Here is a 19,750-nt window from a genome sequence, read left to right on the forward strand (position 1 = left end):
GTGTTATAATATGTTTCGTCGTCAGATAAGACGAAGCGGTTCGGTAGCTCAGTCGGTAGAGCAGAGGACTGAAAATCCTCGTGTCGGCGGTTCGATTCCGTCCCGAACCACCATTCTCGAGCGGATGTGGCTCAGTGGTAGAGCACCGCCTTGCCAAGGCGGGAGTCGCGGGTTCGAATCCCGTCATCCGCTCCATTTTTATATGTGCCGGGGTGGCGGAATTGGTAGACGCACGGGACTTAAAATCCCGGGGTGGGTGATCCACCGTGTCGGTTCGAGTCCGACCCTCGGTACCACATTTCCCCCGCAGGGTGCCTGCGGGGGTGTTTTTATCTTTCCGTCCGTCTGTTCCCCTCTTTTATGCTACAATGTTTTTATATTGGCACCGGATCTGCGGTGCTTTTTCTACATGCGTCATCCAAACATTTGTTTCCAAGAGGAGGTTGAATATGACGGGCAATACCCATTTGTCCCTGGGAGTGGCGGCGGGAGCGATCGCTGTCGGCATCACCGGAAGTGGCTCCGATTTGGGGACGGCAATCGGTATGGTGGCGGTCGCTTCCTTGGGATCCATGTTGCCGGATATCGATGAGGATGGAAGCACCCTGAATAATCTGTTGTTTCGATCGATCCGCTTCCGCTCCGCCGCTCTGGCGATTGCCGGCTTGATCGCTGTCTTGTTGACGCTGTTTCAAGGTCTCGATCTGTGGGTTCTTTTTGCCGGGATTTACGCGATGTCTGTAGCATTCATCCCTCACCGGAGTTTTACCCATTCTTTCTTATCCTTGGCGGTGGTTTCTTGGATCACTTATTTAGCCGATCCAACCTATACCTGGGCGATGGCGGTGGGGTATCTTTCCCACCTGTTGGCCGATGCCTGTACCACCCGGGGGATCCCGTTGTTGTGGCCGTGGAAACAGCGGATCGGCCTCCGGAATTTAGGCATCAAGATTCGCACCGGAGAGACCTTTGATAAGGTGACCGGGAAAGTGTCCATGTATGGCGGATGTTTGGCTTTGATCTGGATGTTCTTTGAAGGGGCCTCCTATGATGTCTTTCTCCATTCGGCCATGGAACAATTGCGATCAGTCAAAGGGTTGTTCGGTTGAGGTCGAATCAACGTCTAGAGGTGAAGGTTCCGTGAAAAGGGGATTTCAGCTCTTTCTTCTCGTCTTGCTCATGGCGGTGTCGGGTTGCCAGTTACCATCGGAGTTGGATGGGCTGCCTTTGTCCGAAACGGAACACAATCAGAGTGAGTCGCGGAATGGGAAGGTGCTACGTGTAATCGACGGAGACACCCTACTCGTGGATGTGGAGGGAAGCAAGGAAAAAGTTCGTCTGATCGGAGTGAATACCCCTGAAACTCGCCATCCCGAGATCGGTGCCCAGTATTTTGGGAAGGAAGCTTCGAGGTATACCGAGGAGCGATTGCAGGGAAAAAGGGTCCGGTTGGAGACCGATGTAGAAGAGCGGGATCGGTACGGCCGTCTGCTCGCTTATGTGTGGCTCGGCGATGAACTGTTTAATGCCACACTGATCGAAGAAGGAATGGCCCAAGTGATGACGGTCCCGCCCAATGAACATTATCGGGACCGCTTTCAACAATTGCAAAATGAAGCCCGGAAAAAAGGGGTTGGCATGTGGAAGGAAAAAGGAAGGGAGGGAAGGGATGTAGAGGACTGCTCCGGTGAGATCAAAGGAAACATTACCGGTGATGGGGATCGGATCTACCATACCCGGGAAAGTCCTCAGTATGAGGTAACCCAGCCTGAGCGTTGGTTTTGTACGGAAAAGGAAGCAAAAGCAGCCGGATTTCGACCGCCGAAGGGTGTCCGTTGAACGCTTGGCTGTGACGTATACTGAACCTGGCGCTCCCATATACTAGGAGAAACGATGGACAAAACGGGGGGCGGGCGATGGCCTCTTATCTTATATCCGTGCCGGGGACAGAGTGCTCACAGGGAGCCGACCGGATGCGCCAATGTTTGAGGGACCAGTTTCAGCGGTTGACACAATCCAGCGTCCGCTGCTGGATGCGGGAAAAAGGATGCGGCAACCGCACGATGTTTCAGTTTGATACGGAAGCCAATATAGGGAACAAAGCCCTGAGGAATGCCTTGGGCACGGCGGTAGCGGAATACTATATCAGCATCTGCGAACCTGACTTGATCCGTCAGATTATCCGCCGCCAGTTTCAGTACCAACATCCCGACGATCGTCGACGGATTGAGCAATACACCTATGAATTATTGATGGATTCCGATGACGATGCCCCCTCGGGACAGACGCGGAAAGTTCGCATGGCCCAACATGTTGCCCAATACCTGGCCCAACACCAGGTGTTGGCCGCCGATGGTTTTTTTCATTTCCGCCTAAAACGATATCGGAATGGATTGATCCACTTGGTGGAACATGCTGTGGATGAGTATTTATTGGATCAGGAGTATCGGGAATTTATCGACCTTCTCCGCTATTTTGTATCGGTGCAACCACCGAAATATTCCCTGGTTCATGTTCTTCACACCGACGAGCGACGGTTCCAACTGTTGGACGGTGAGGGGCGGCCGCTTCGCATGAAAGAACTGGACGGTGCGGTCAAGGAGTTGGTGGAGCCCCCTTTTTCTCATGAAGATCTGATTGTGAGCACGCTTCTGACCGTGGCACCTGAACAAGTGGTGTTACATACACGAAATCGGGAGGAGAATGTGGTTCAAACCTTGGAGCAGGTGTTTGAAACCCGGATTTCCCTCTGCGACGGTTGCCCTGAATGCCAACCGCACCGGTTCCATCGGGAAGAAAGGATTCCCCCGAAAGGTTGACGATGGGATTGGCCGGGGGGTATAATGGCGACAAACTTCTATCGTATGTGATGACGAGGCCATCATCGGTTGCTTACGGTTAGCAGAGAACAGAGGTCACAGGCTGGAAACCTCTGAACCCTCTGAGCGATCGATGACCCCCTCCGAACAGCGCCGGGAACGCCGACAAGGTCAGTATCGGTAGCCGGTCCCACACCGTTATCGTGTTGAAGGATCGTCATGCACTTCTTGTGCCCATGGCGGTCGAATAAGGGTGGAACCACGTGTTTAAACACTCGTCCCTTGGGGATGGGTGTTTTTTATTTGCAGACAGATCATGAGAAGGAGTGAAGATAAGTGGGTGTGGCTGTAAAACTGCCCGACGGATCAGTTCGGGAGTATGGAGAACAAGTGACGGTACAAGATGTGGCGGAGTCGATCAGCCGCGGTCTGGCTAAAAAAGCGATCGCGGGACAAGTGAACGGACAAACCGTGGACTTGTCCAGAGAGGTACCGGATGGAGCTGAAGTGCGCATCCTTACCCTAGAGGATCCAGAAGGCTTGGAGGTTTATCGGCACAGCGCCGCTCACCTGATGGCTCAAGCAGTGAAGCGTCTCTACCCCGACGTGAAGCTGGGTATCGGTCCGGTGATCGAGAATGGGTTTTATTACGATATGGATCTTCCCCAGCCCTTGACCGCAGATGATCTTCCCCGGATCGAACAGGAGATGCGAGCCATCGCCAAAGAAGATTTCCCGATCAAACGGCGGGTTGTCTCACGGGAAGAAGCCTTGCGCATCTATGAAGAGATAGGAGATACGCTGAAGCTGGAGTTGATCCGGGAACTGCCGGAAGACGAAGAGATCACCATCTACGAGCAGGGGGAATTCTTCGATCTGTGCCGGGGCCCCCACGTTCCCTCCACCGGAAAGCTGAAGGCATTTAAACTGCTGAGTGTGGCCGGGGCCTACTGGCGGGGGGATTCCGATAACGCCATGTTGCAGCGGGTATACGGAACCATCTGGCCGAAAAAATCCCAGTTGGATGCCTATCTGAAGCAGCTGGAGGAAGCGAAGGAACGAGATCATCGTAAGCTGGGCAAAGAGCTGAAAATCTTTACCTTGTCGCAAGAGGTGGGACAAGGGCTCCCCCTATGGCTTCCCAATGGGGCCACCATCCGCCGCACCATTGAGCGGTACATCGTCGACAAAGAAGAGCGCATGGGATACGACCACGTTTATACCCCCCACCTGGCCAGTGTGGAACTATACAAGACATCGGGTCACTGGGACCACTATCAAGAGGATATGTATCCGCCCATGGAGATGGATAACGAAGAGTTGGTCCTGCGTCCGATGAATTGTCCCCACCACATGATGGTGTACAAAAACGACCTGAAAAGCTACCGCAATCTCCCGGTGCGTATTGCCGAGTTGGGCATGATGCATCGGCATGAGATGTCCGGAGCATTGTCCGGATTGCAGCGGGTTCGGGCGATGACCTTGAACGATGCCCATATTTTCTGCCGTCCGGACCAGATCAAGTCGGAGTTTACCCGCGTGGTGCGCCTGATTGAAGAGGTGTATCGGGACTTCGGTATCCAGGATTTCTGGTACCGTCTTTCCTACCGGGATCCCGAGGACAAGAAAAAGTATGTGCAGAACGATGAGATGTGGGAACAGAGCCAACAGATGCTGAAAGAGGCGATGGACGACCTGGGGCTGGAGTATGTGGAGGCGGAAGGAGAAGCCGCTTTTTACGGCCCCAAGCTGGACGTACAAGTGCAGACCGCCTTGGGCAAGGATGAGACGCTGTCCACCGTCCAATTGGATTTCCATCTGCCCAATCAGTTTGAGTTGGAATATATCGGTGAGGATGGCCACCCCCACCGCCCCGTTGTGATCCACCGGGGAATCGTGGGAACGATGGAGCGTTTTGTCGCCTTCTTGCTGGAGTATTACAAGGGGGCGTTGCCCCTTTGGCTGTCGCCGATTCAAGCTCGGGTGATGACGATCACCGATGCCTACCACGATTACGCGGGCGAAATGGTCGACCGCCTGAAAGAGGCCGGCATCCGTGCGGAGCTGGATGGGCGCAGTGAAAAGATCGGCTACAAAATCCGGGAAGCCCAGCTGCAAAAAATCCCCTATATGCTGATTGTGGGTGAAAAGGAACAAGAACAGGGAACCGTGGCTGTTCGCCGCCGCGGTGAGGGAGACCAGGGTGCCCGCAAACTGGACGATTTGATCGACGGGATGAAAAAGGAGATCGAAGAGAAGACATCCTAAATTGCGGCGCTTGACAGGTGTTAACTCCCGTGTTAACCTGTATGGAGCATTCAAGCAGGAGCGCCCCGCTTCTCACCTGATCGACGCACGGGCTGTTGGCAGGTCTTCGGTTCTGGACGATGGAATCCAAGGTGTGGGCCTCTGCCCGCACCTTTTTTTGCGATGATATCGAAATTCCCTTCGGAGGTGGCAGGTATTAGCAAAGAACAGCAGTTGGTCAATGAAGCCATCCGTGCCCGTGAAGTACGGCTCATTGACCGGGATGGCAACCAATTGGGCATCAAACCGCTCCGGGAGGCACTCCGCCTCGCCCGGGAAGCCGATTTGGATCTTGTTAATGTGGCTCCCAAAGCTAAACCCCCCGTATGCCGTATCATGGACTACGGGAAGTACCGCTACGAACAGAGCAAGCGGGAAAAAGAAGCTCGGAAAAAGCAGAAGACGATCCAGATTAAAGAAGTCCGTTTCAGTCCGTCCATCGAAGAACATGATGTCAACACAAAGCTTCGCAAGGTGAAAAAGTTCCTGGAGAAGGGTGACAAAGTGAAGCTGTCCATCCGTTTCCGCGGCCGGGAGATCACCCACCAGGGATTGGGCCGGAAGATGCTGACCCGTATGGCGGAGGAGTTGAAAGAGATCGGGGAAGTGGAGCGGCACCCCAAAATGGAAGGTCGCCACATGATTATGATCCTGGCGCCTAAGAAGGAAAAAAATTCGTAAGCTGTATCCAGGAGGGATTTTTCTATGCCGAAAATGAAGACTCGCCGGGCGGCTGCCAAACGGTTCACCAAAACCGGTACCGGCAAAATCAAGCGAAACCATGCCTATATGAACCACATGTTGGAACACAAGCAGAAGAAAACCAAGCGCAAACTGCGCAAGACGGCTTTGCTGCATAAATCCGACGTGAAGCGTGTCAAGCATCTGATCGGCAATAAGTAAAGGAAACAAAACCTGCGCTGTGCGGAGGAAATCATAAAAGTGTTTGAGTCTGGAGGGAATCGTTTATGGCACGTGTAAAAGGCGGGTATGTGACCCGACGTCGCCGTAAAAAAGTATTGAAACTGGCCCGAGGTTATTTCGGATCGAAGCACACGCTGTTTAAAACGGCGAAACAGCAAGTGATGAAATCACTCACCTATGCTTATCGCGATCGGCGGCAGCGCAAACGGGACTTTCGTCGGCTGTGGATTAGCCGGATCAATGCTGCTGCTCGCATGAACGGCCTTTCTTACAACAAAATGATGCACGGCTTGAAACAGGCGGGTGTCGAAGTGAACCGCAAAATGTTGGCAGATTTGGCGGTTAACGACAAAAAAGCTTTCTCCGAACTGGCTAGCCTGGCTAAGGAGAAAGTGAACGCCTGACGACGTATCGGATAACCACCCGGTTTTTTTCCCATGGGTGGTTATCTCTTTTTAAAAGAGAAAGGTTGGAGGGAGAAAGATGACAGGGATTCCCGTCCCCTATGTCCGGGCCAATCAATGGTTTCAAGTGTTGTCGGTGCTGTTGGCTTTGGGATCCGGCCTGGTTGGCATATTGGCGATTCCCTTGGTGTTCGGTCTGATCGGTCTCGCTTTTCGTCGTCACCCCCTCTTCGCCATCATACGCCCTTTCTTGAAAAAGCCTCTGTCGGAGTATCAGATGGAAGATGCTGAACAGCAGCGTTTTAATCAATGGATCGCGGTGGTTTGTCTCACCATCAGCCTGTTGGGCTTCGTCACGGGCTACCCCGCGGTGGGTATCACCTTTGCTATTCTGGTGGGCTTAGCAGCTGCCATCGCCATCTGCGGTTTTTGCATCGGTTGCTTTATTCGCTTCCAATTCCATCGGTGGAAACAACGCCGAGGGGCCTGAATAAAAATGTCCGCCGTGATCCGGCGGATATTTTTATCATCCTTCTGGTTGGGGTTTGGTGGAGCGGTTGCGGGAAGTGGAGGATTCCTCCTCTTCAGCAGGGTCCCGGTTCGTAGTCCGTAAGGGGATCTCCCGAAGGAAGAGCGTCAAAAGCAGTGCCAGGATCATGACGCCGGTCCCCATCAAAAAGACACCGGATAAGCCGTAGTTCATCGCCTCCCGCAAAAAATCGATAAATCTCTCGAAAAGTCCACTCATCTCCGGGGGGATCTGGCTCTTAATCGCCGCGAGCTGTTCCGGTGAGAGCAGGATCTGAGGGTCTTTCAAGGATTTCCATTTTTCCGCTATCTCAGGGTTGGCCGCCAGATCCGGATCTTTGGTGACCCCGTCCGTCAGCCGGGATTCCATGCGGGTGGACAGGATGGTTCCCATAATCGACACACCCACCGTTCCTCCCATTTGGCGGAACAGCTGGATCGCCGCGGTCGCCACTCCCAGTTCGCGATGGGGCACGGCGTTTTGAACGGTTAGGTTGAAAATGGGAAAAGCCATGCCCAGCCCACATCCGAGAATGACCAGATGAAGGGCAGCGGAAACGTTGCTGGTTTCTGTGCTCATCAGCGTCAACAGATACATTCCCACTCCCATGATGGTCAATCCGGTCAGGGCCAGCTTTTTATATTTGCCCGTTCGCGTTACCAACTGGCCGGTGATCGCACTGAAGACCACCATGCTCAAGGTCATGAACATCATGACGAATCCACTTTTAGCAGCCGATGTCCCCATCACTCCCTGGATAAAAAAGGGCATATACATGATGGCCCCGAACATGCCGATCCCGATCAGAAAGCCGATGGCGTTGGATAGGGAAAAAACATTGTTTTTAAATAAATACAGGGGAAGGACAGGGTTGGTCACCCGGCGTTCGGTGATGATAAAAAGGACAAAAGCGACGACTGATGCGGTTAATAGGCCCAAAATTTCCACAGAGGTCCAGCTATATTGGTTTCCTGCCCAGGTAAAAGCCAACAGCAGCGGAATCATCGTACAGACTAAAAACAACGATCCGTAGTAGTCGATCTTTCTCTTTACACCTGGGGCCGTGGCGGGAAAGAGACGTAGGATCAGCAGGAAGGCGATAATCCCCACAGGGAGAAACACCCAAAACACCCAGTGCCAATCGAAGTGATCCACAATATAACCCCCCCAGGGTCGGCCCAAACACACTGGCCAGGCCGAATACCGAGCCCATCAGCCCCTGCCAGCGCCCCCGTTCCCGCGGCGGAAACAAATCTCCCACTGCGGTAAAGGCGGTGGACATGATCATGCCACCACCGAAGCCCTGAACCCCGCGATAGATGATCAGCTGGATCATATCGGCGGAGGTTCCGCAGAGAAAGGATCCGACCATAAAAATACCCAGCCCGGACAAAATAAAGGGTTTTCTCCCGTAAATATCCGACAGCTTCCCCACCAGGATGGCGGTGACACTGGAGGTCAGCATAAAGATGGTGAAAACCCAATTAAAATATTCCATTCCGCCCAGTTCGGTAACGATTCGGGGCAGCGCTGTTCCCACGATGGTTTGGTTTAGAGCGGCGAATAGCATAGAAGCCATGATCGCCAGCATGATAGTTAATTTCTGGCGCATATCCAGGTGTTCCACGCAGCTTCCAGCTCCCTTCCCGGCAAAATTCTTCTCATCTACCTTCAATTCTTACGTTGGTTTTTTGTCAGTTTTTGAAACGCCTGCAAAAATGATTCCAGTTCCTTTTCCTTGGAGGCCAGAGAATGGAACCTTTTTAAATTTGGTTAAGTATTACAGTATCGAATTTATAGTGGGCGGTCTGTTTTGTCAATTGAGCCAAAAGTAAAATAAAAATCATGGTATGATCCCCTCCAGGGTAACAACAGGGTCCCTTGGATAAGAGATCGTTGTGACCGATTACTGATTCAAAAGAGAGGGGGTCGGAAATCGGAGGTTGGAGGCTTGAAAGCGAAAAAATGGGGCGAAGCAAAGGGATCCCGGAAAGGCAGACCCAGAGAAACAGCCTCTCAGAAATGTTGGACTGGCTGTTAACGGGTTCACCACGGTTCAAATCCGTTTTCTATTCATCTCAGCCCAGTGGATACCGGGCTGAGATGACAGGGAGGCTCATAATGGGCTTTTTCGGAAGGTGGGTTTGAAGGTGGGTTTCTGGTCAGCTTTGGACGGTGGTCGATGTTTGAGCGATTTTTTCTCGTCGCGACCAAAAGGTGGCCAACAGAGGGCCGGATATATTATGCCAGACACTGAAGACGGCGCCAGGCAGGGCAGCAGCTGGATTGAGATACGTTTGTGCCAGCGCGACGCTGAGACCGGAGTTCTGCATTCCCACTTCAACGGAGACCGCTCGGCTGGCCGGTTCGTTCAGCCGCAGGAGACGCGCACCGCTATAACCGAAGAGATAACCTAAACCGTTGTGCAAGATAACAGCAAAAAAGGTGACCAGTGCCAGTTTTCCGAAGCTTCCTGCATTGAGAGCGACGACGCCGGCGACGATGGCGACAATGGCAGTGACGGAGAGGAGCGGGAGGGCTTCTGTCGCCTTTTTTACCGTTACCGGGAAAAAGCGCCGGACCAAGATACCGGCGATAATCGGCAGAATAACCACCTGTAGGATGGATAGCATCATGGATTGGGGATCTACCGGCATCCAGGCGCCGGCCAGCCATAACAGCAAGAAGGGGGTGGCGATCGGCGCCAGCAGTGTGGACACGCTGGTCATGGTGACCGAAAGAGGCACATCCCCTCTTGAGAGATAAACAATCACATTGGAGGCGGTGCCGCCGGGACAAGCCCCTACCAGCACCAATCCGGCCGCCAGCTCCGGCGGCAGTTGCAGGAGGACAGCGATGGCGTAGGCGGTGAGTGGCATCACAAAAAATTGCAGAAAAACACCGACCACCACCGGCCAAGGACGGCGGAGCACTAGAGCGAAGTCTGCCCCTCTCAAGGTGAGCCCCATTCCGAACATGATCACGCCTAACAGCGGGGTGATCCAGGGAGTCAGCCAGGTGAAGAGTCCGGGTGATAACCAGGCCAGGATGGCGGCGATCACCACCCATAGGGCAAAAGTGTTTTGAGCAAAACGGCTGGCGGAGATCAAACCCTTCACCAACCATACCTCCTTTTTCTCCGATTAAAAACTAAAAGAAAAATTTCATTCAGGTCGTGACAGCTATTGAAAAATACTATACACTGTTCTGCAATCATCTTGTCAAGGGGAAACAGGAGGGAAGCAAAGATGAGCAAGGAAACAACAATAGAAGATCTGCGCATTCGAAGTCATGTGATCAGTGAAGGGACGAGCCGTGTTCCCAACCGGGCGATGCTTCGAGCCGTCGGTTTTTCCGATCAGGATTTTCAAAAACCGATGGTAGGTGTAGCCAGCACCTGGAGCGAAGTCACCCCTTGCAATATCCACATCAATGAATTGGCGGAAAAAGCTAAAAAAGGAGCCCGTGAAGGTGGGGCAGCGCCACTCATCTTCAATACGATCACCGTTTCCGACGGAATCTCTATGGGCCACGAAGGCATGCGGTATTCCCTGCCTAGCCGGGAAATCATCGCTGACTCCATCGAAACCGTCGTCGGAGCGGAGCGGCTGGACGGATATGTCGCTATCGGCGGATGTGACAAAAATATACCCGGCTGTATGATCGCCATCGGCCGAACTCAGGTGCCGGCAGTTTTTGTCTACGGGGGGACGATCCGTCCCGGCAACCTGGATGGAAAGGATATCGACCTGGTCTCCGCTTTTGAGGGAGTGGGGCAGCACAACAAGGGATTGATCGATGACGAATCCCTGCATCGGATCGAGTGTCACGCCTGCCCCGGGGCCGGATCCTGCGGCGGCATGTATACAGCGAACACCATGGCCTCGGCCATCGAAGCATTGGGGATGAGTCTGCCGGGCAGTTCCTCCCATCCGGCAGAATCGGCGGAGAAGCGGGAAGATTGTTACCGTGCAGGCGAAGCTGTGGTCAACCTTTTGGAGAAAGGGATATATCCCAAGGACATCATGACCAAGGAAGCCTTTGAGAACGCGATCACTGTGGTGATGGCTCTGGGCGGTTCCACCAACGCCATTCTCCATCTTTTGGCGATCGCCAACACCCTTGATGTTGATCTGTCGATCCAGGATTTCGAGCGGATTCGGCAGCGAGTTCCCCATATTGCTGATATGAAACCTAGTGGTAAATACGTGATGCAGGACCTCTATAAAGTTGGCGGTGTCCCGGCTGTGATGAAATTGTTGCTGGAGGCGGGTCTGCTGCATGGTGACTGTTTAACGGTGACAGGAAAAACCTTGGCCGAAAACTTGGCGGAGGCGGATTCGCTGAAGGAAGGGCAGCAGGTGATTCGGCCCCTCGATAATCCGTTGCGCACGACGGGTCCCTTGGTGGTGCTGGAAGGAAATCTTGCTCCTGAAGGAGCGGTAGCCAAAGTGTCCGGCTTGAAAGTATCCCGCATGACAGGACCGGCCAAGGTGTTTGATACGGAACAGGATGCTGCTGACGCGATCCTCTCCGACCAAGTACAAGCAGGGGACGTGGTCGTGATCCGTTACGAAGGTCCCAAGGGTGGCCCCGGGATGCCGGAAATGCTGTCCATCACCGGCATTCTCGTAGGAAAAGGCTTGGGGGAAAAGGTGGCCTTGATCACCGACGGACGTTTTTCCGGAGGTTCCCACGGCTTTGTGATTGGTCACGTGGCACCGGAAGCCCAGGTGGGGGGGCCGATTGCCCTGATACAGAACGGGGATCTGATCACGATCGACTCCACCACGCGGGAGCTGTCCGTCGATCTGACCGAGGAGGAACTGGAGCGCCGGCGGAAAGAATGGCAAGCCCCACCGCTTTCGTCTGCCCGGGGCGTGCTGAACAAATATGCGCGTCTGGTTTCCTCGGCTTCAAAAGGAGCCGTCACAGATTCATAATTTATTAACAAAAAATCCGTTGACAATTAAAACGGACCCTGACTATAATAGCACCTAAATAATTAAACAATTTCACAAATACGGACAAAATGAGTCCGTGAACGTGTAGGAGGATGCCTAGGGTTCCGCCCGATGCGGGGACTGTGACCGAGCGGCATCAACACCCCGAGTGCGGTGTACACCGTGAGGATAAAAGCCTCTGCGGCAGGTCCTACCCGGTTCGATCAACCGTTCGGAACGGGTTAGGATGCCCAGAGGCTTTGTTTTATCTATCACAAGGAATTTGTTACAAAAAATTGCATAAGTTGGGACAAAAGCTGAGAAGAGGCCATATGTCACCACCTCCCGTGTCACAGAGAGTTCCGCCAGGCTGAGACCGGAACCACGGTGTGGAGACAATCTCACCTCGGAGCTGCGCGTCGAAAGGTTCCCCCAGTAGATCGCGTCCGGTTGGTCACCGTTATCCGACAGGGTGTGCTTAAAATCGAGCACACCCGCTGAGGCCGTCTGCCGTGAGGCGGCGGCGAGCATTGGGTGGTACCGCGAACCTTTCGCCCCAATCAAACCATGACCGTGAACTGTGGCCGTGTCAGGAATTGGTTGGAAGCGAAAGGTTTATTCTTTATCAGAAGGAGGGTGCAAAAAGGATGGCCCAACGGTTGACGATGCCAGTTGAAGAACAGAAACCTACCAATCAGCCGCAGCAGGAATTTACCGGATCGGAGATTTTACTTCGATGTTTGATCGAGGAAGGGGTCGAGGTCGTCTTCGGTTACCCAGGTGGGGCCGTGCTTCCCATCTACGACTCCCTTTACCAGGGAGCCTTAAAGCATCTGTTAGCCCGTCATGAACAGGGGGCCGTCCATGCCGCTGACGGTTACGCCCGCGCCACGGGCAAGCCGGGGGTAGTGATCGCCACCTCAGGACCGGGAGCTACCAATCTGGTGACGGGTATGGCGACAGCGCAGATGGATTCCATCCCGCTGGTATGCATTACCGGGAATGTGGCCCAGAACCTGATCGGCACCGACGCTTTTCAGGAGGCGGACATCACCGGTATCACCATGCCCATCACCAAGCACAGTTACCTGGTTACCGATGTGAAAGAGCTGCCTCGGGTGGTGAAGGAGGCATTTCACATTGCCTCCAGCGGACGCCCCGGCCCCGTGCTGATCGACATTCCCAAGGATGTTTCCAATGCTCGTTCGACTTACCGTTACCCGGAACAGGTTCATATCCGCGGTTACCAACCGAAGACGGATCCCCATCCCTTGCAGATCACCCGTTTGCATCAGGCGATTGCCGAAGCGAAAAAACCGTTGATCCTGGCGGGAGGGGGAGTGGTCACCGCCGGTGCCGAACAGGAATTGATCGCCTTTGCGGAAAAGATCAACGCCCCGGTGACCACCACCCTGATGGGCTTAGGCGGTTTCCCCGGACAGCATGCCCACTGGGTGGGGATGCCAGGAATGCACGGCACCTACGCTGCCAATCACGCGCTTTTGGAATGTGATCTTTTGATCGGGATCGGGGTCCGGTTTGATGACCGGGTGACGATGGGTCGGCTCGATAAATTTGCCACCGGCGCGAAAATCGTTCATATCGACATCGACCCGGCGGAGATCGGCAAGAACGTGGACACTTACATTCCCATTGTCGGTGATGTGAAAAAGTCTTTGGAGGAGGCTGTGAAAGAGGTGCCCCGGGCCCGTTCTGATGCCTGGATGGGACAGGTGCAGCAATGGTACCGGGAAAAGCCCCTCACCTTTAAGGATTCCGAGGAGATGTTGAAGCCGCAATGGGTGATCCGTCATCTTTATGAAACCACCGGAGGAGATGCGGTGGTAACCACAGACGTCGGTCAGCATCAGATGTGGGTGGCTCAATATTTCCCCTTCGCCCGTCCCCGTTCGTTTATCACGTCCGGCGGTCTCGGCACGATGGGTTTCGGCTTCCCTGCTGCCGTCGGGGCTCAGCTGGCTAAACCGGAGGCGACGGTAATCAGTGTCACCGGGGATGGCGGCTTCCAGATGACCAACCAGGAGTTGGCTGTAGTGGCTCTGACCAATATCCCTGTTAAGGTGGCCGTTATCAACAACCGTTGTCTGGGGATGGTGCGGCAGTGGCAAGAGGTGTTCCACAGTAAGCGGTACAGCGAAGTGGATCTAGCGGACAGTCCCGACTTCGTCAAGCTGGCGGAGGCTTACGGGGTGAAAGCTTGGCGGGCGACCAACAAGGAAGAGGCCAAAGAGGCTTGGAAAGAAGCGCTGGCCCACCCAGGACCAGCAGTGGTCGATTTCCAGGTGGCATCGGAAGAGAATGTTTATCCGATGGTGGCACCAGGAAGCGGTCTCGACGAAATGATCATGGGGGAGGGGGACGAATGAGGCACATCATTTCCGTACTGGTCAATGACCAACCCCGTGTGCTGGCCCGGGTTGCCAACCTCCTCGGCCGTCGCAACTTCAACATCGAGAGTATCAGCGTCGGCGAATCAGAGGAGCCAGGCCTGTCCCGAATGGTGATCGTCACCAGCGGAGACGAACGGACAATGGAACAGGTGCAGAAACAGCTTCACAAATTGATCGATGTGATCAAAGTGCAGGATTTAAACGAACATGCTGCGGTGGAACGGGAATTACTCCTGGTCACTGTGGGAGCCAGTTCAGGAACCCGAATGGAGATCAATGGCATTATCGAACCCTTTCGAGCTTCCGTGGTCGATGTCGGTCCCAACAGCCTGATGGTGCAAGCGACCGGAGAACGGTCCAAGTTGGATGCTTTGCTCGATCTCTTGCGGCCCTACGGGATCAAGGAAGTGGCCCGCACTGGCGTTACCGCTCTGCCTCGAGGAGCGACCAAGGGCGTAGCGGTACACGTCGGCAACTAAACAAAAGGGGATCCAACTCGGGATCTGACTATCGTCACACACAGAAACTTTATTTCGACAACGCTGAACATGACTAAAATTCGCAAGGGGGATGCTTTATGGCCAAAGTGTATTACCAAGAGGATGCGAGCCTTCAAGCCCTACAAGGAAAAACCGTTGCCGTGGTGGGATATGGAAGCCAGGGACACGCTCAGGCACAAAATTTGCGAGATAGCGGAGTTCGGGTAGTGATCGGACTTCGTCGCGGCCGTTCGTGGGAACAGGCGGAGCGAGACGGATTCGAAGTGAACACCGTCGATGAAGCGGTCAAACAGGCTGACGTGATCCAGCTCTTGATGCCGGATGAAGTGCAGGCTCGGGTGTATCAGGATCAGGTGGCTCCTTATCTGAAACCGGGTTCCACCCTGATGTTCTCCCACGGGTTTAACATCCATTTCCAACAGATCCAACCGCCGAAGGATGTAGATGTGGTTATGGTGGCTCCCAAGGGGCCGGGTCATCTGGTTCGCAGGGTCTATGAAGAAGGCTTCGGTGTTCCCGCGCTGATCGCGGTGGAACAGGACAGCACAGGCAAGGCCAAGGAGATTGGTCTGGCTTATGCGGAAGGTATCGGCGCCACCAAAGCGGGTGTGATCGAGACGACCTTTAAGGAGGAGACGGAGACGGATCTGTTTGGAGAACAGGCTGTCCTCTGCGGCGGGGTCAGCGAGCTGGTTAAAAAAGGGTTTGAAACCTTGACCGAAGCTGGATATCAACCGGAGATCGCCTACTTTGAATGTCTGCACGAACTGAAACTGATCGTCGATCTGATGTACGAAGGCGGACTGTCCGGAATGCGTTATTCCATCAGTGACACGGCCGAGTACGGTGACTATGTGAGCGGTAAACGGGTCGTCGGTGATGCTTCTCGAGAGGCGATGAAAGAGGTGCTGAAAGAGATCCAAGATGGCACCTTCGCCAAAGCCTGGATCCGGGAAAACGAAGAAGGGCGCCCGCAGTTTAACCGCATGCGTGATGCGGATAAAAAACACAGCGTCGAGCAAGTAGGAGAAAAGTTGCGCAAGACGATGGCTTGGCTCAACAAAGCCCCGGTGAAAGGATAAATACGAAAAGAGGGAGGGTGCGGCATGCGAAAGGTCCAATTTTTCGACACGACGTTGAGGGACGGGGAGCAATCCCCTGGAGTAAACCTGAGTGCTGAAGAAAAGGTGGCAATCGCCCTTCAACTGGAACGCTTGGGAATCCATGTGATCGAGGCCGGTTTTGCCGCTTCCTCCCCGGGGGATCTGGATGCGGTACGCCGGGTGGGCGAGGCGGTGACCCATTCGACGGTAGTCAGCCTCGCCCGGGCGGTTCCGGGGGATATCGAAAAGGCGAGAGAAGCACTGAAGAATGCAGCAAGCCCCGGAATTCACGTGTTTCTTGCCACCAGCCCGATCCATCGCAAATACAAATTGAACATGACGCGGGAAGAGGTGCTGGAACAGGCCGAAGCGGCGGTTCGTCTGGCCCGAAAGTACTTTGACAGGGTGGAGTTCTCCATGGAGGACGGGGGACGGACTGAAAAAGAATTCTTGTGCCAGGTGGCGGAGCGGGTGATTCCCGCCGGCGCCGATGTACTCAATATCCCGGATACGGTCGGTTACCTCACCCCCGAGGAGTATGGAGATATCTTCCGTTACATGAAACAGCATGTGACGGGGATTGAGAAAGTGAAGTTGTCCGCCCACTGCCACGACGATTTGGGGATGGCCGTCGCCAACAGCCTGGCGGCTATCGAAGCCGGGGTGGAACAGGTGGAAGGAACTATCAACGGCATTGGGGAACGGGCCGGTAACGCCGCTTTGGAAGAAGTGGCGATGGCCTTGGCCACCCGAGAAGATCACTATCAGGTCTCTACCGGACTCAATCTGAAGGAGATCGCCAAAACCAGCCGGATGGTCAGCAAAATGACTGGGATGCTTGTCCCTGGCAATAAGGCCGTCGTTGGCGCCAACGCCTTTGCCCATGAATCCGGAATTCATCAGGACGGCATGTTGAAAAACAGTTCCACCTACGAAATCATGCAACCGGAGACGATCGGACAGGAAGCGACCCGGTTGGTGCTGGGTAAACATTCGGGACGCCATGCTTTCCGGGATAAACTGAAAAGCATGGGCTACCAGCTTACCGACGAACAGACGGATCAACTTTTCGGCCGCTTCAAGGAGCTGACAGACCGGAAAAAAGAGGTGGAAGACGAAGACATCGCCTCCTTGGTGGAAGAAAAATGGGCGGAGGAGACGGAAATCTATCATCTGGAAACCGTGCAGCTTACCTATGGAAACCAGTCGGTGCCCACTGCTTTTATCCGGGTGTACGATGTCCGCAATCAGCAGTTCCTGGATGAGGCTGCCTGTGGCAACGGCTCCGTTGACGCCATCTTTCAGGCGATTGACCGAGTCACTGGTGAAAAGGCGAAACTGGTCGATTTCAAAATTGCCTCCGTCACCCACGGTACCGATGCTCTCGGGGAGGTTTATGTCAAACTGGAGCAGGATGGCGCCACCGTTCAGGGGCGGGGTGTCAGCACCGATATATTGGAAGCGAGCGCCCGCGCTTACATCCACGGGATCAATCGGATCGTGGCCCGGCGGGACGGTAGAGCGGCCCGCTCTGCAGAAGTCCCCGTCGGTTCCTGAACCTGCGGGAAACGAAGGAGGGAGAGCGATGACTAAACAACGACATGTTGCCGTCCTTCCCGGCGACGGGATCGGTCCGGAAATTGTGGAAGAGGGCGTCAAAGTGATGAAACAGGCCGGCGAACAGTTTGGCTATCACTTTCAGGTCGATTTTGGCCTGATCGGGGGCAGTGCCGTCGATCGGGTGCAAAATCCGCTTCCAACGGAAACCCTCCAAATCTGCTGGGAGGCCGACGCTGTTTTGCTCGGAGCCGTGGGTGGCCCCGCATGGGATAAAAACCCGCCGGAGCTGCGGCCGGAAAAAGCGCTTTTACGTTTGCGCAAGGAGTTGGGGCTGTTTGCCAACCTGCGGCCGGCCAAACTCTTCTCCGGGCTGGAGCAGAGCTCCACGTTGAAGGCAGAGGTGCTGGAAGGGGTCGACCTTTTAGTCGTACGGGAGCTGACCGGCGGCATCTATTTCGGAGAAAAGCGTAGAGAGCAAACCGAACGCGGAGAAAAAGCGACCGACACTCTGGTGTATCAGGATTACGAGGTGGAGCGAATCCTGCGGCGAGCCTTTGAATGGGCCCGAAATCGGCGGAAGAAGGTCACCTCCGTCGACAAAGCCAATGTCTTGGAGAGCTCCCGCCTTTGGAGGCAGGTAGCCGAACGGGTGGCCGGGGAGTATCCCGATGTGAAGTTGGACCACATGCTGGTGGACAATTGCGCGATGCAGATCATTCACCGGCCGACTGACTTCGATGTGATTGTCACCGAGAACATGTTCGGGGACATCCTTAGTGACGAGGCGGCGATCCTGACCGGTTCTATCGGATTGCTCCCGTCGGCCAGCATTGGCGAAGGAAACCGCGGGCTGTACGAACCGGTTCACGGCTCCGCTCCAGGTATTGCCGGAGAGGGCGTTGCCAACCCCGTAGCCACCATCCTGTCCGTGGCGATGATGTTCCGACATTCTTTCGGTGATGAGCAGGCGGCACGGGCCATCGAAGCGGCGGTCACCTGCGTGTTGAATCAGGGCGCCCGCACCATGGATTTGGCTGCTCCCGGCGATCTGGCTCTGTCCACGGATCAATTTGGGGACCGGGTCATCGAAGAGTTAAAACAACAGCAGCCGGATCCGCATATTCCGGTGGAAGCCATGATGTGATGAAAGTAAACATCCTGCGGTATGGAGAACTCCGCCGCAGGATGTTTTTATGTCTGCACAAAAATACGCCTCGGGAAGGAGGCTCTGCAGAAGAACGTCAATGCTGTTGTATATATGTTGCGATCAATCCCACGATTAAAGCCACGTACAAAAATAGACTCCAACGCATGGGATTCATCCAGCGTACCTCCGTTCATCGTTGGTCTACATCTTCATTATACATCGAAATTCGCGTTTCATGATCTCCTTGGGAAAAAGTGATCTTATAGCATGTTTTTGGAATCCTTATCCCCTGTTTCGGTTATGATAAACCGGACCAATCGAAGGGAGGGTGATTATTCGGTGGAACAGCAAATCGCGGAGCTGATCGCACGACTGGAGCAGTGGAACGGCCAAGAAGTGCAGATTGTCAAAGAGGAAGACGGCGATATCGATCTCACCCTGATGACCTTGAACAAAACCTCACTGATCGAGCGGACACCGACGATGGATGGCTACGTTTCTCCCCTCTCTCTCCGAATGGAGGGGGAGGGTTCGGTGGTTCACGCGGACCATCAGCAGGAAGAGTTGCCTTCTGCCGCATTTGATATTCCGGTGGATCGTTTACATGATAACCATTTTGATGGAACCCGACTGATGCTGACGACAGACCGGGGAACCTATACGATATCCAAAAGATAAAAGAGAAAGGCGGCCGGAGATCGTTGCGGTCGCTTTTATAAATAAAAAAAGAAAGCCGTCAGGAAGACGGCCTGGATAAAAGCGTGCTTTCCTCCGTCTTGGATCCGGGGGAATGTTCACCTTGAACCATATATGCCCAGCCTAGACCCGACAGGATAATCAGGAGAAAAGACAGAGTAAGACCGATGATACAACTGCGGCTCATGGGTCTCCCTCCTCTATGAACTCTGTCTCTCTATTATTTTACACTAATTGTTTTACTGTTTACACCATTTGTATTAAATCTCTGCTTGGTTCTTAACAAATAACAATTAATAAGGAAAGAACAGAATGAATGGGGTGGAATCGTGGTTCTCGGCTTGTCCTGTCTGTCGGAGGTCGATATACTGAAATCAGACTAGTGAAACCGCTTTATTTTCAGAAGG

At 54.1% G+C, this 19,750-nt stretch carries 17 protein-coding genes, 3 tRNA genes and 1 pseudogene; 18 read left to right on the plus strand and 3 right to left on the minus strand.

Annotated elements, in window-relative coordinates; genetic code table 11:
• Positions 1-37 precede the first annotated feature (37 nt).
• From BLP91_RS09125 to BLP91_RS09175, 11 genes are all read left to right on the plus strand, one after another.
• Positions 38-113 (plus strand) — tRNA-Phe (locus tag BLP91_RS09125).
• 7 nt (positions 114-120) lie between these two features.
• Positions 121-195 (plus strand) — tRNA-Gly (locus BLP91_RS09130).
• An 11-nt stretch (positions 196-206) separates the two neighbouring features.
• Positions 207-296 (plus strand) — tRNA-Leu (locus BLP91_RS09135).
• Between the two features lie 153 nt (positions 297-449).
• Entirely contained in the window at positions 450-1,109 is a 660-nt protein-coding gene (locus BLP91_RS09140; protein WP_091569935.1) for a metal-dependent hydrolase, read from the plus strand.
• Between the two features lie 31 nt (positions 1,110-1,140).
• The gene (locus BLP91_RS09145) at positions 1,141-1,839 is read left to right on the plus strand and encodes a thermonuclease family protein (RefSeq protein WP_176757917.1); all 699 of its coding nucleotides are present in this window, start codon (positions 1,141-1,143) and stop codon (positions 1,837-1,839) included.
• Positions 1,840-1,973: 134 nt separating this feature from the next.
• On the plus strand, positions 1,974-2,819 hold the full coding sequence (gene ytxC / locus BLP91_RS09150; protein WP_176757918.1) for a putative sporulation protein YtxC: 846 nt from the start codon (positions 1,974-1,976) through the stop codon (positions 2,817-2,819).
• Between the two features lie 336 nt (positions 2,820-3,155).
• The gene (thrS, locus tag BLP91_RS09155) at positions 3,156-5,087 is read left to right on the plus strand and encodes a threonine--tRNA ligase (RefSeq protein ID WP_091569941.1); all 1,932 of its coding nucleotides are present in this window, start codon (positions 3,156-3,158) and stop codon (positions 5,085-5,087) included.
• 162 nt (positions 5,088-5,249) lie between these two features.
• Positions 5,250-5,807, plus strand: a complete 558-nt coding sequence (gene infC, locus BLP91_RS09160; RefSeq protein WP_091569943.1) for a translation initiation factor IF-3 — start codon at positions 5,250-5,252, stop codon at positions 5,805-5,807.
• A 24-nt stretch (positions 5,808-5,831) separates the two neighbouring features.
• Entirely contained in the window at positions 5,832-6,029 is a 198-nt protein-coding gene (rpmI, locus tag BLP91_RS09165) for a 50S ribosomal protein L35 (RefSeq protein WP_091569946.1), read from the plus strand.
• A gap of 65 nt (positions 6,030-6,094) precedes the next feature.
• Positions 6,095-6,454 carry a 50S ribosomal protein L20 gene (gene rplT / locus BLP91_RS09170; protein WP_091569948.1) on the plus strand — a complete coding sequence of 120 codons (360 nt, stop codon included), beginning with the start codon at positions 6,095-6,097 and terminating at the stop codon, positions 6,452-6,454.
• Positions 6,455-6,533: 79 nt separating this feature from the next.
• On the plus strand, positions 6,534-6,944 hold the full coding sequence (locus tag BLP91_RS09175; protein WP_091569951.1) for a DUF4395 domain-containing protein: 411 nt from the start codon (positions 6,534-6,536) through the stop codon (positions 6,942-6,944).
• 36 nt (positions 6,945-6,980) lie between these two features.
• Here BLP91_RS09175 and BLP91_RS09180 read toward each other — a convergent pair.
• Both BLP91_RS09180 and BLP91_RS09185 read right to left on the minus strand, forming a co-directional pair.
• Positions 6,981-8,610, minus strand: a pseudogene (locus BLP91_RS09180) (MDR family MFS transporter).
• 535 nt (positions 8,611-9,145) lie between these two features.
• Positions 9,146-10,102, minus strand: a complete 957-nt coding sequence (locus BLP91_RS09185) for a bile acid:sodium symporter family protein (protein WP_091569954.1) — start codon at positions 10,100-10,102, stop codon at positions 9,146-9,148.
• 129 nt (positions 10,103-10,231) lie between these two features.
• Here BLP91_RS09185 and ilvD point away from each other — a divergent pair, with 129 nt between their 5' ends.
• From ilvD to ymzB, 7 genes are all read left to right on the plus strand, one after another.
• Complete coding sequence (gene ilvD, locus BLP91_RS09190) at positions 10,232-11,926, plus strand: dihydroxy-acid dehydratase (protein ID WP_091569956.1); 1,695 nt, start codon at positions 10,232-10,234, stop codon at positions 11,924-11,926.
• 647 nt (positions 11,927-12,573) lie between these two features.
• On the plus strand, positions 12,574-14,313 hold the full coding sequence (gene ilvB, locus BLP91_RS09195; RefSeq protein WP_425412205.1) for a biosynthetic-type acetolactate synthase large subunit: 1,740 nt from the start codon (positions 12,574-12,576) through the stop codon (positions 14,311-14,313).
• Positions 14,310-14,816: an acetolactate synthase small subunit gene (ilvN, locus tag BLP91_RS09200; protein WP_091569959.1), complete on the plus strand. Its 507-nt coding sequence runs from the start codon at positions 14,310-14,312 to the stop codon at positions 14,814-14,816. The genes ilvB and ilvN overlap by 4 nt, the downstream gene beginning before the upstream one ends.
• 98 nt (positions 14,817-14,914) lie before the next feature.
• The gene (ilvC, locus tag BLP91_RS09205) at positions 14,915-15,919 is read left to right on the plus strand and encodes a ketol-acid reductoisomerase (RefSeq protein WP_091569962.1); all 1,005 of its coding nucleotides are present in this window, start codon (positions 14,915-14,917) and stop codon (positions 15,917-15,919) included.
• Positions 15,920-15,943: 24 nt separating this feature from the next.
• Entirely contained in the window at positions 15,944-17,497 is a 1,554-nt protein-coding gene (locus BLP91_RS09210; RefSeq protein WP_091569964.1) for a 2-isopropylmalate synthase, read from the plus strand.
• Positions 17,498-17,525: 28 nt separating this feature from the next.
• The gene (gene leuB, locus BLP91_RS09215; protein ID WP_091569966.1) at positions 17,526-18,644 is read left to right on the plus strand and encodes a 3-isopropylmalate dehydrogenase; all 1,119 of its coding nucleotides are present in this window, start codon (positions 17,526-17,528) and stop codon (positions 18,642-18,644) included.
• Between the two features lie 342 nt (positions 18,645-18,986).
• Entirely contained in the window at positions 18,987-19,325 is a 339-nt protein-coding gene (ymzB, locus tag BLP91_RS09220) for a protein YmzB (RefSeq protein WP_143003514.1), read from the plus strand.
• Between the two features lie 58 nt (positions 19,326-19,383).
• Here ymzB and BLP91_RS16755 read toward each other — a convergent pair whose 3' ends face one another.
• On the minus strand, positions 19,384-19,530 hold the full coding sequence (locus BLP91_RS16755) for a hypothetical protein (protein ID WP_176757919.1): 147 nt from the start codon (positions 19,528-19,530) through the stop codon (positions 19,384-19,386).
• Positions 19,531-19,750: the final 220 nt, after the last annotated feature.

The sequence above is a fragment of the Melghirimyces thermohalophilus genome (assembly GCF_900102685.1).
GTDB lineage: Bacteria > Bacillota > Bacilli > Thermoactinomycetales > DSM-45169 > Melghirimyces > Melghirimyces thermohalophilus.

Coding starts and splice junctions, on each gene's coding strand:
- BLP91_RS09140 (WP_091569935.1), top strand. CDS start 450: ATGACGGGCAATACCCATTTGTCCCTGGGAGTGGCGGCGGGAGCGATC.
- ytxC (WP_176757918.1), top strand. CDS start 1,974: ATGCGCCAATGTTTGAGGGACCAGTTTCAGCGGTTGACACAATCCAGC.
- infC (WP_091569943.1), top strand. CDS start 5,250: ATGATATCGAAATTCCCTTCGGAGGTGGCAGGTATTAGCAAAGAACAG.
- rpmI (WP_091569946.1), top strand. CDS start 5,832: ATGCCGAAAATGAAGACTCGCCGGGCGGCTGCCAAACGGTTCACCAAA.
- rplT (WP_091569948.1), top strand. CDS start 6,095: ATGGCACGTGTAAAAGGCGGGTATGTGACCCGACGTCGCCGTAAAAAA.
- BLP91_RS09175 (WP_091569951.1), top strand. CDS start 6,534: ATGACAGGGATTCCCGTCCCCTATGTCCGGGCCAATCAATGGTTTCAA.
- ilvD (WP_091569956.1), top strand. CDS start 10,232: ATGAGCAAGGAAACAACAATAGAAGATCTGCGCATTCGAAGTCATGTG.
- ilvB (WP_425412205.1), top strand. CDS start 12,574: ATGGCCCAACGGTTGACGATGCCAGTTGAAGAACAGAAACCTACCAAT.
- ilvN (WP_091569959.1), top strand. CDS start 14,310: ATGAGGCACATCATTTCCGTACTGGTCAATGACCAACCCCGTGTGCTG.
- ilvC (WP_091569962.1), top strand. CDS start 14,915: ATGGCCAAAGTGTATTACCAAGAGGATGCGAGCCTTCAAGCCCTACAA.
- BLP91_RS09210 (WP_091569964.1), top strand. CDS start 15,944: ATGCGAAAGGTCCAATTTTTCGACACGACGTTGAGGGACGGGGAGCAA.
- leuB (WP_091569966.1), top strand. CDS start 17,526: ATGACTAAACAACGACATGTTGCCGTCCTTCCCGGCGACGGGATCGGT.
- BLP91_RS16755 (WP_176757919.1), bottom strand. CDS start 19,530: ATGAGCCGCAGTTGTATCATCGGTCTTACTCTGTCTTTTCTCCTGATT.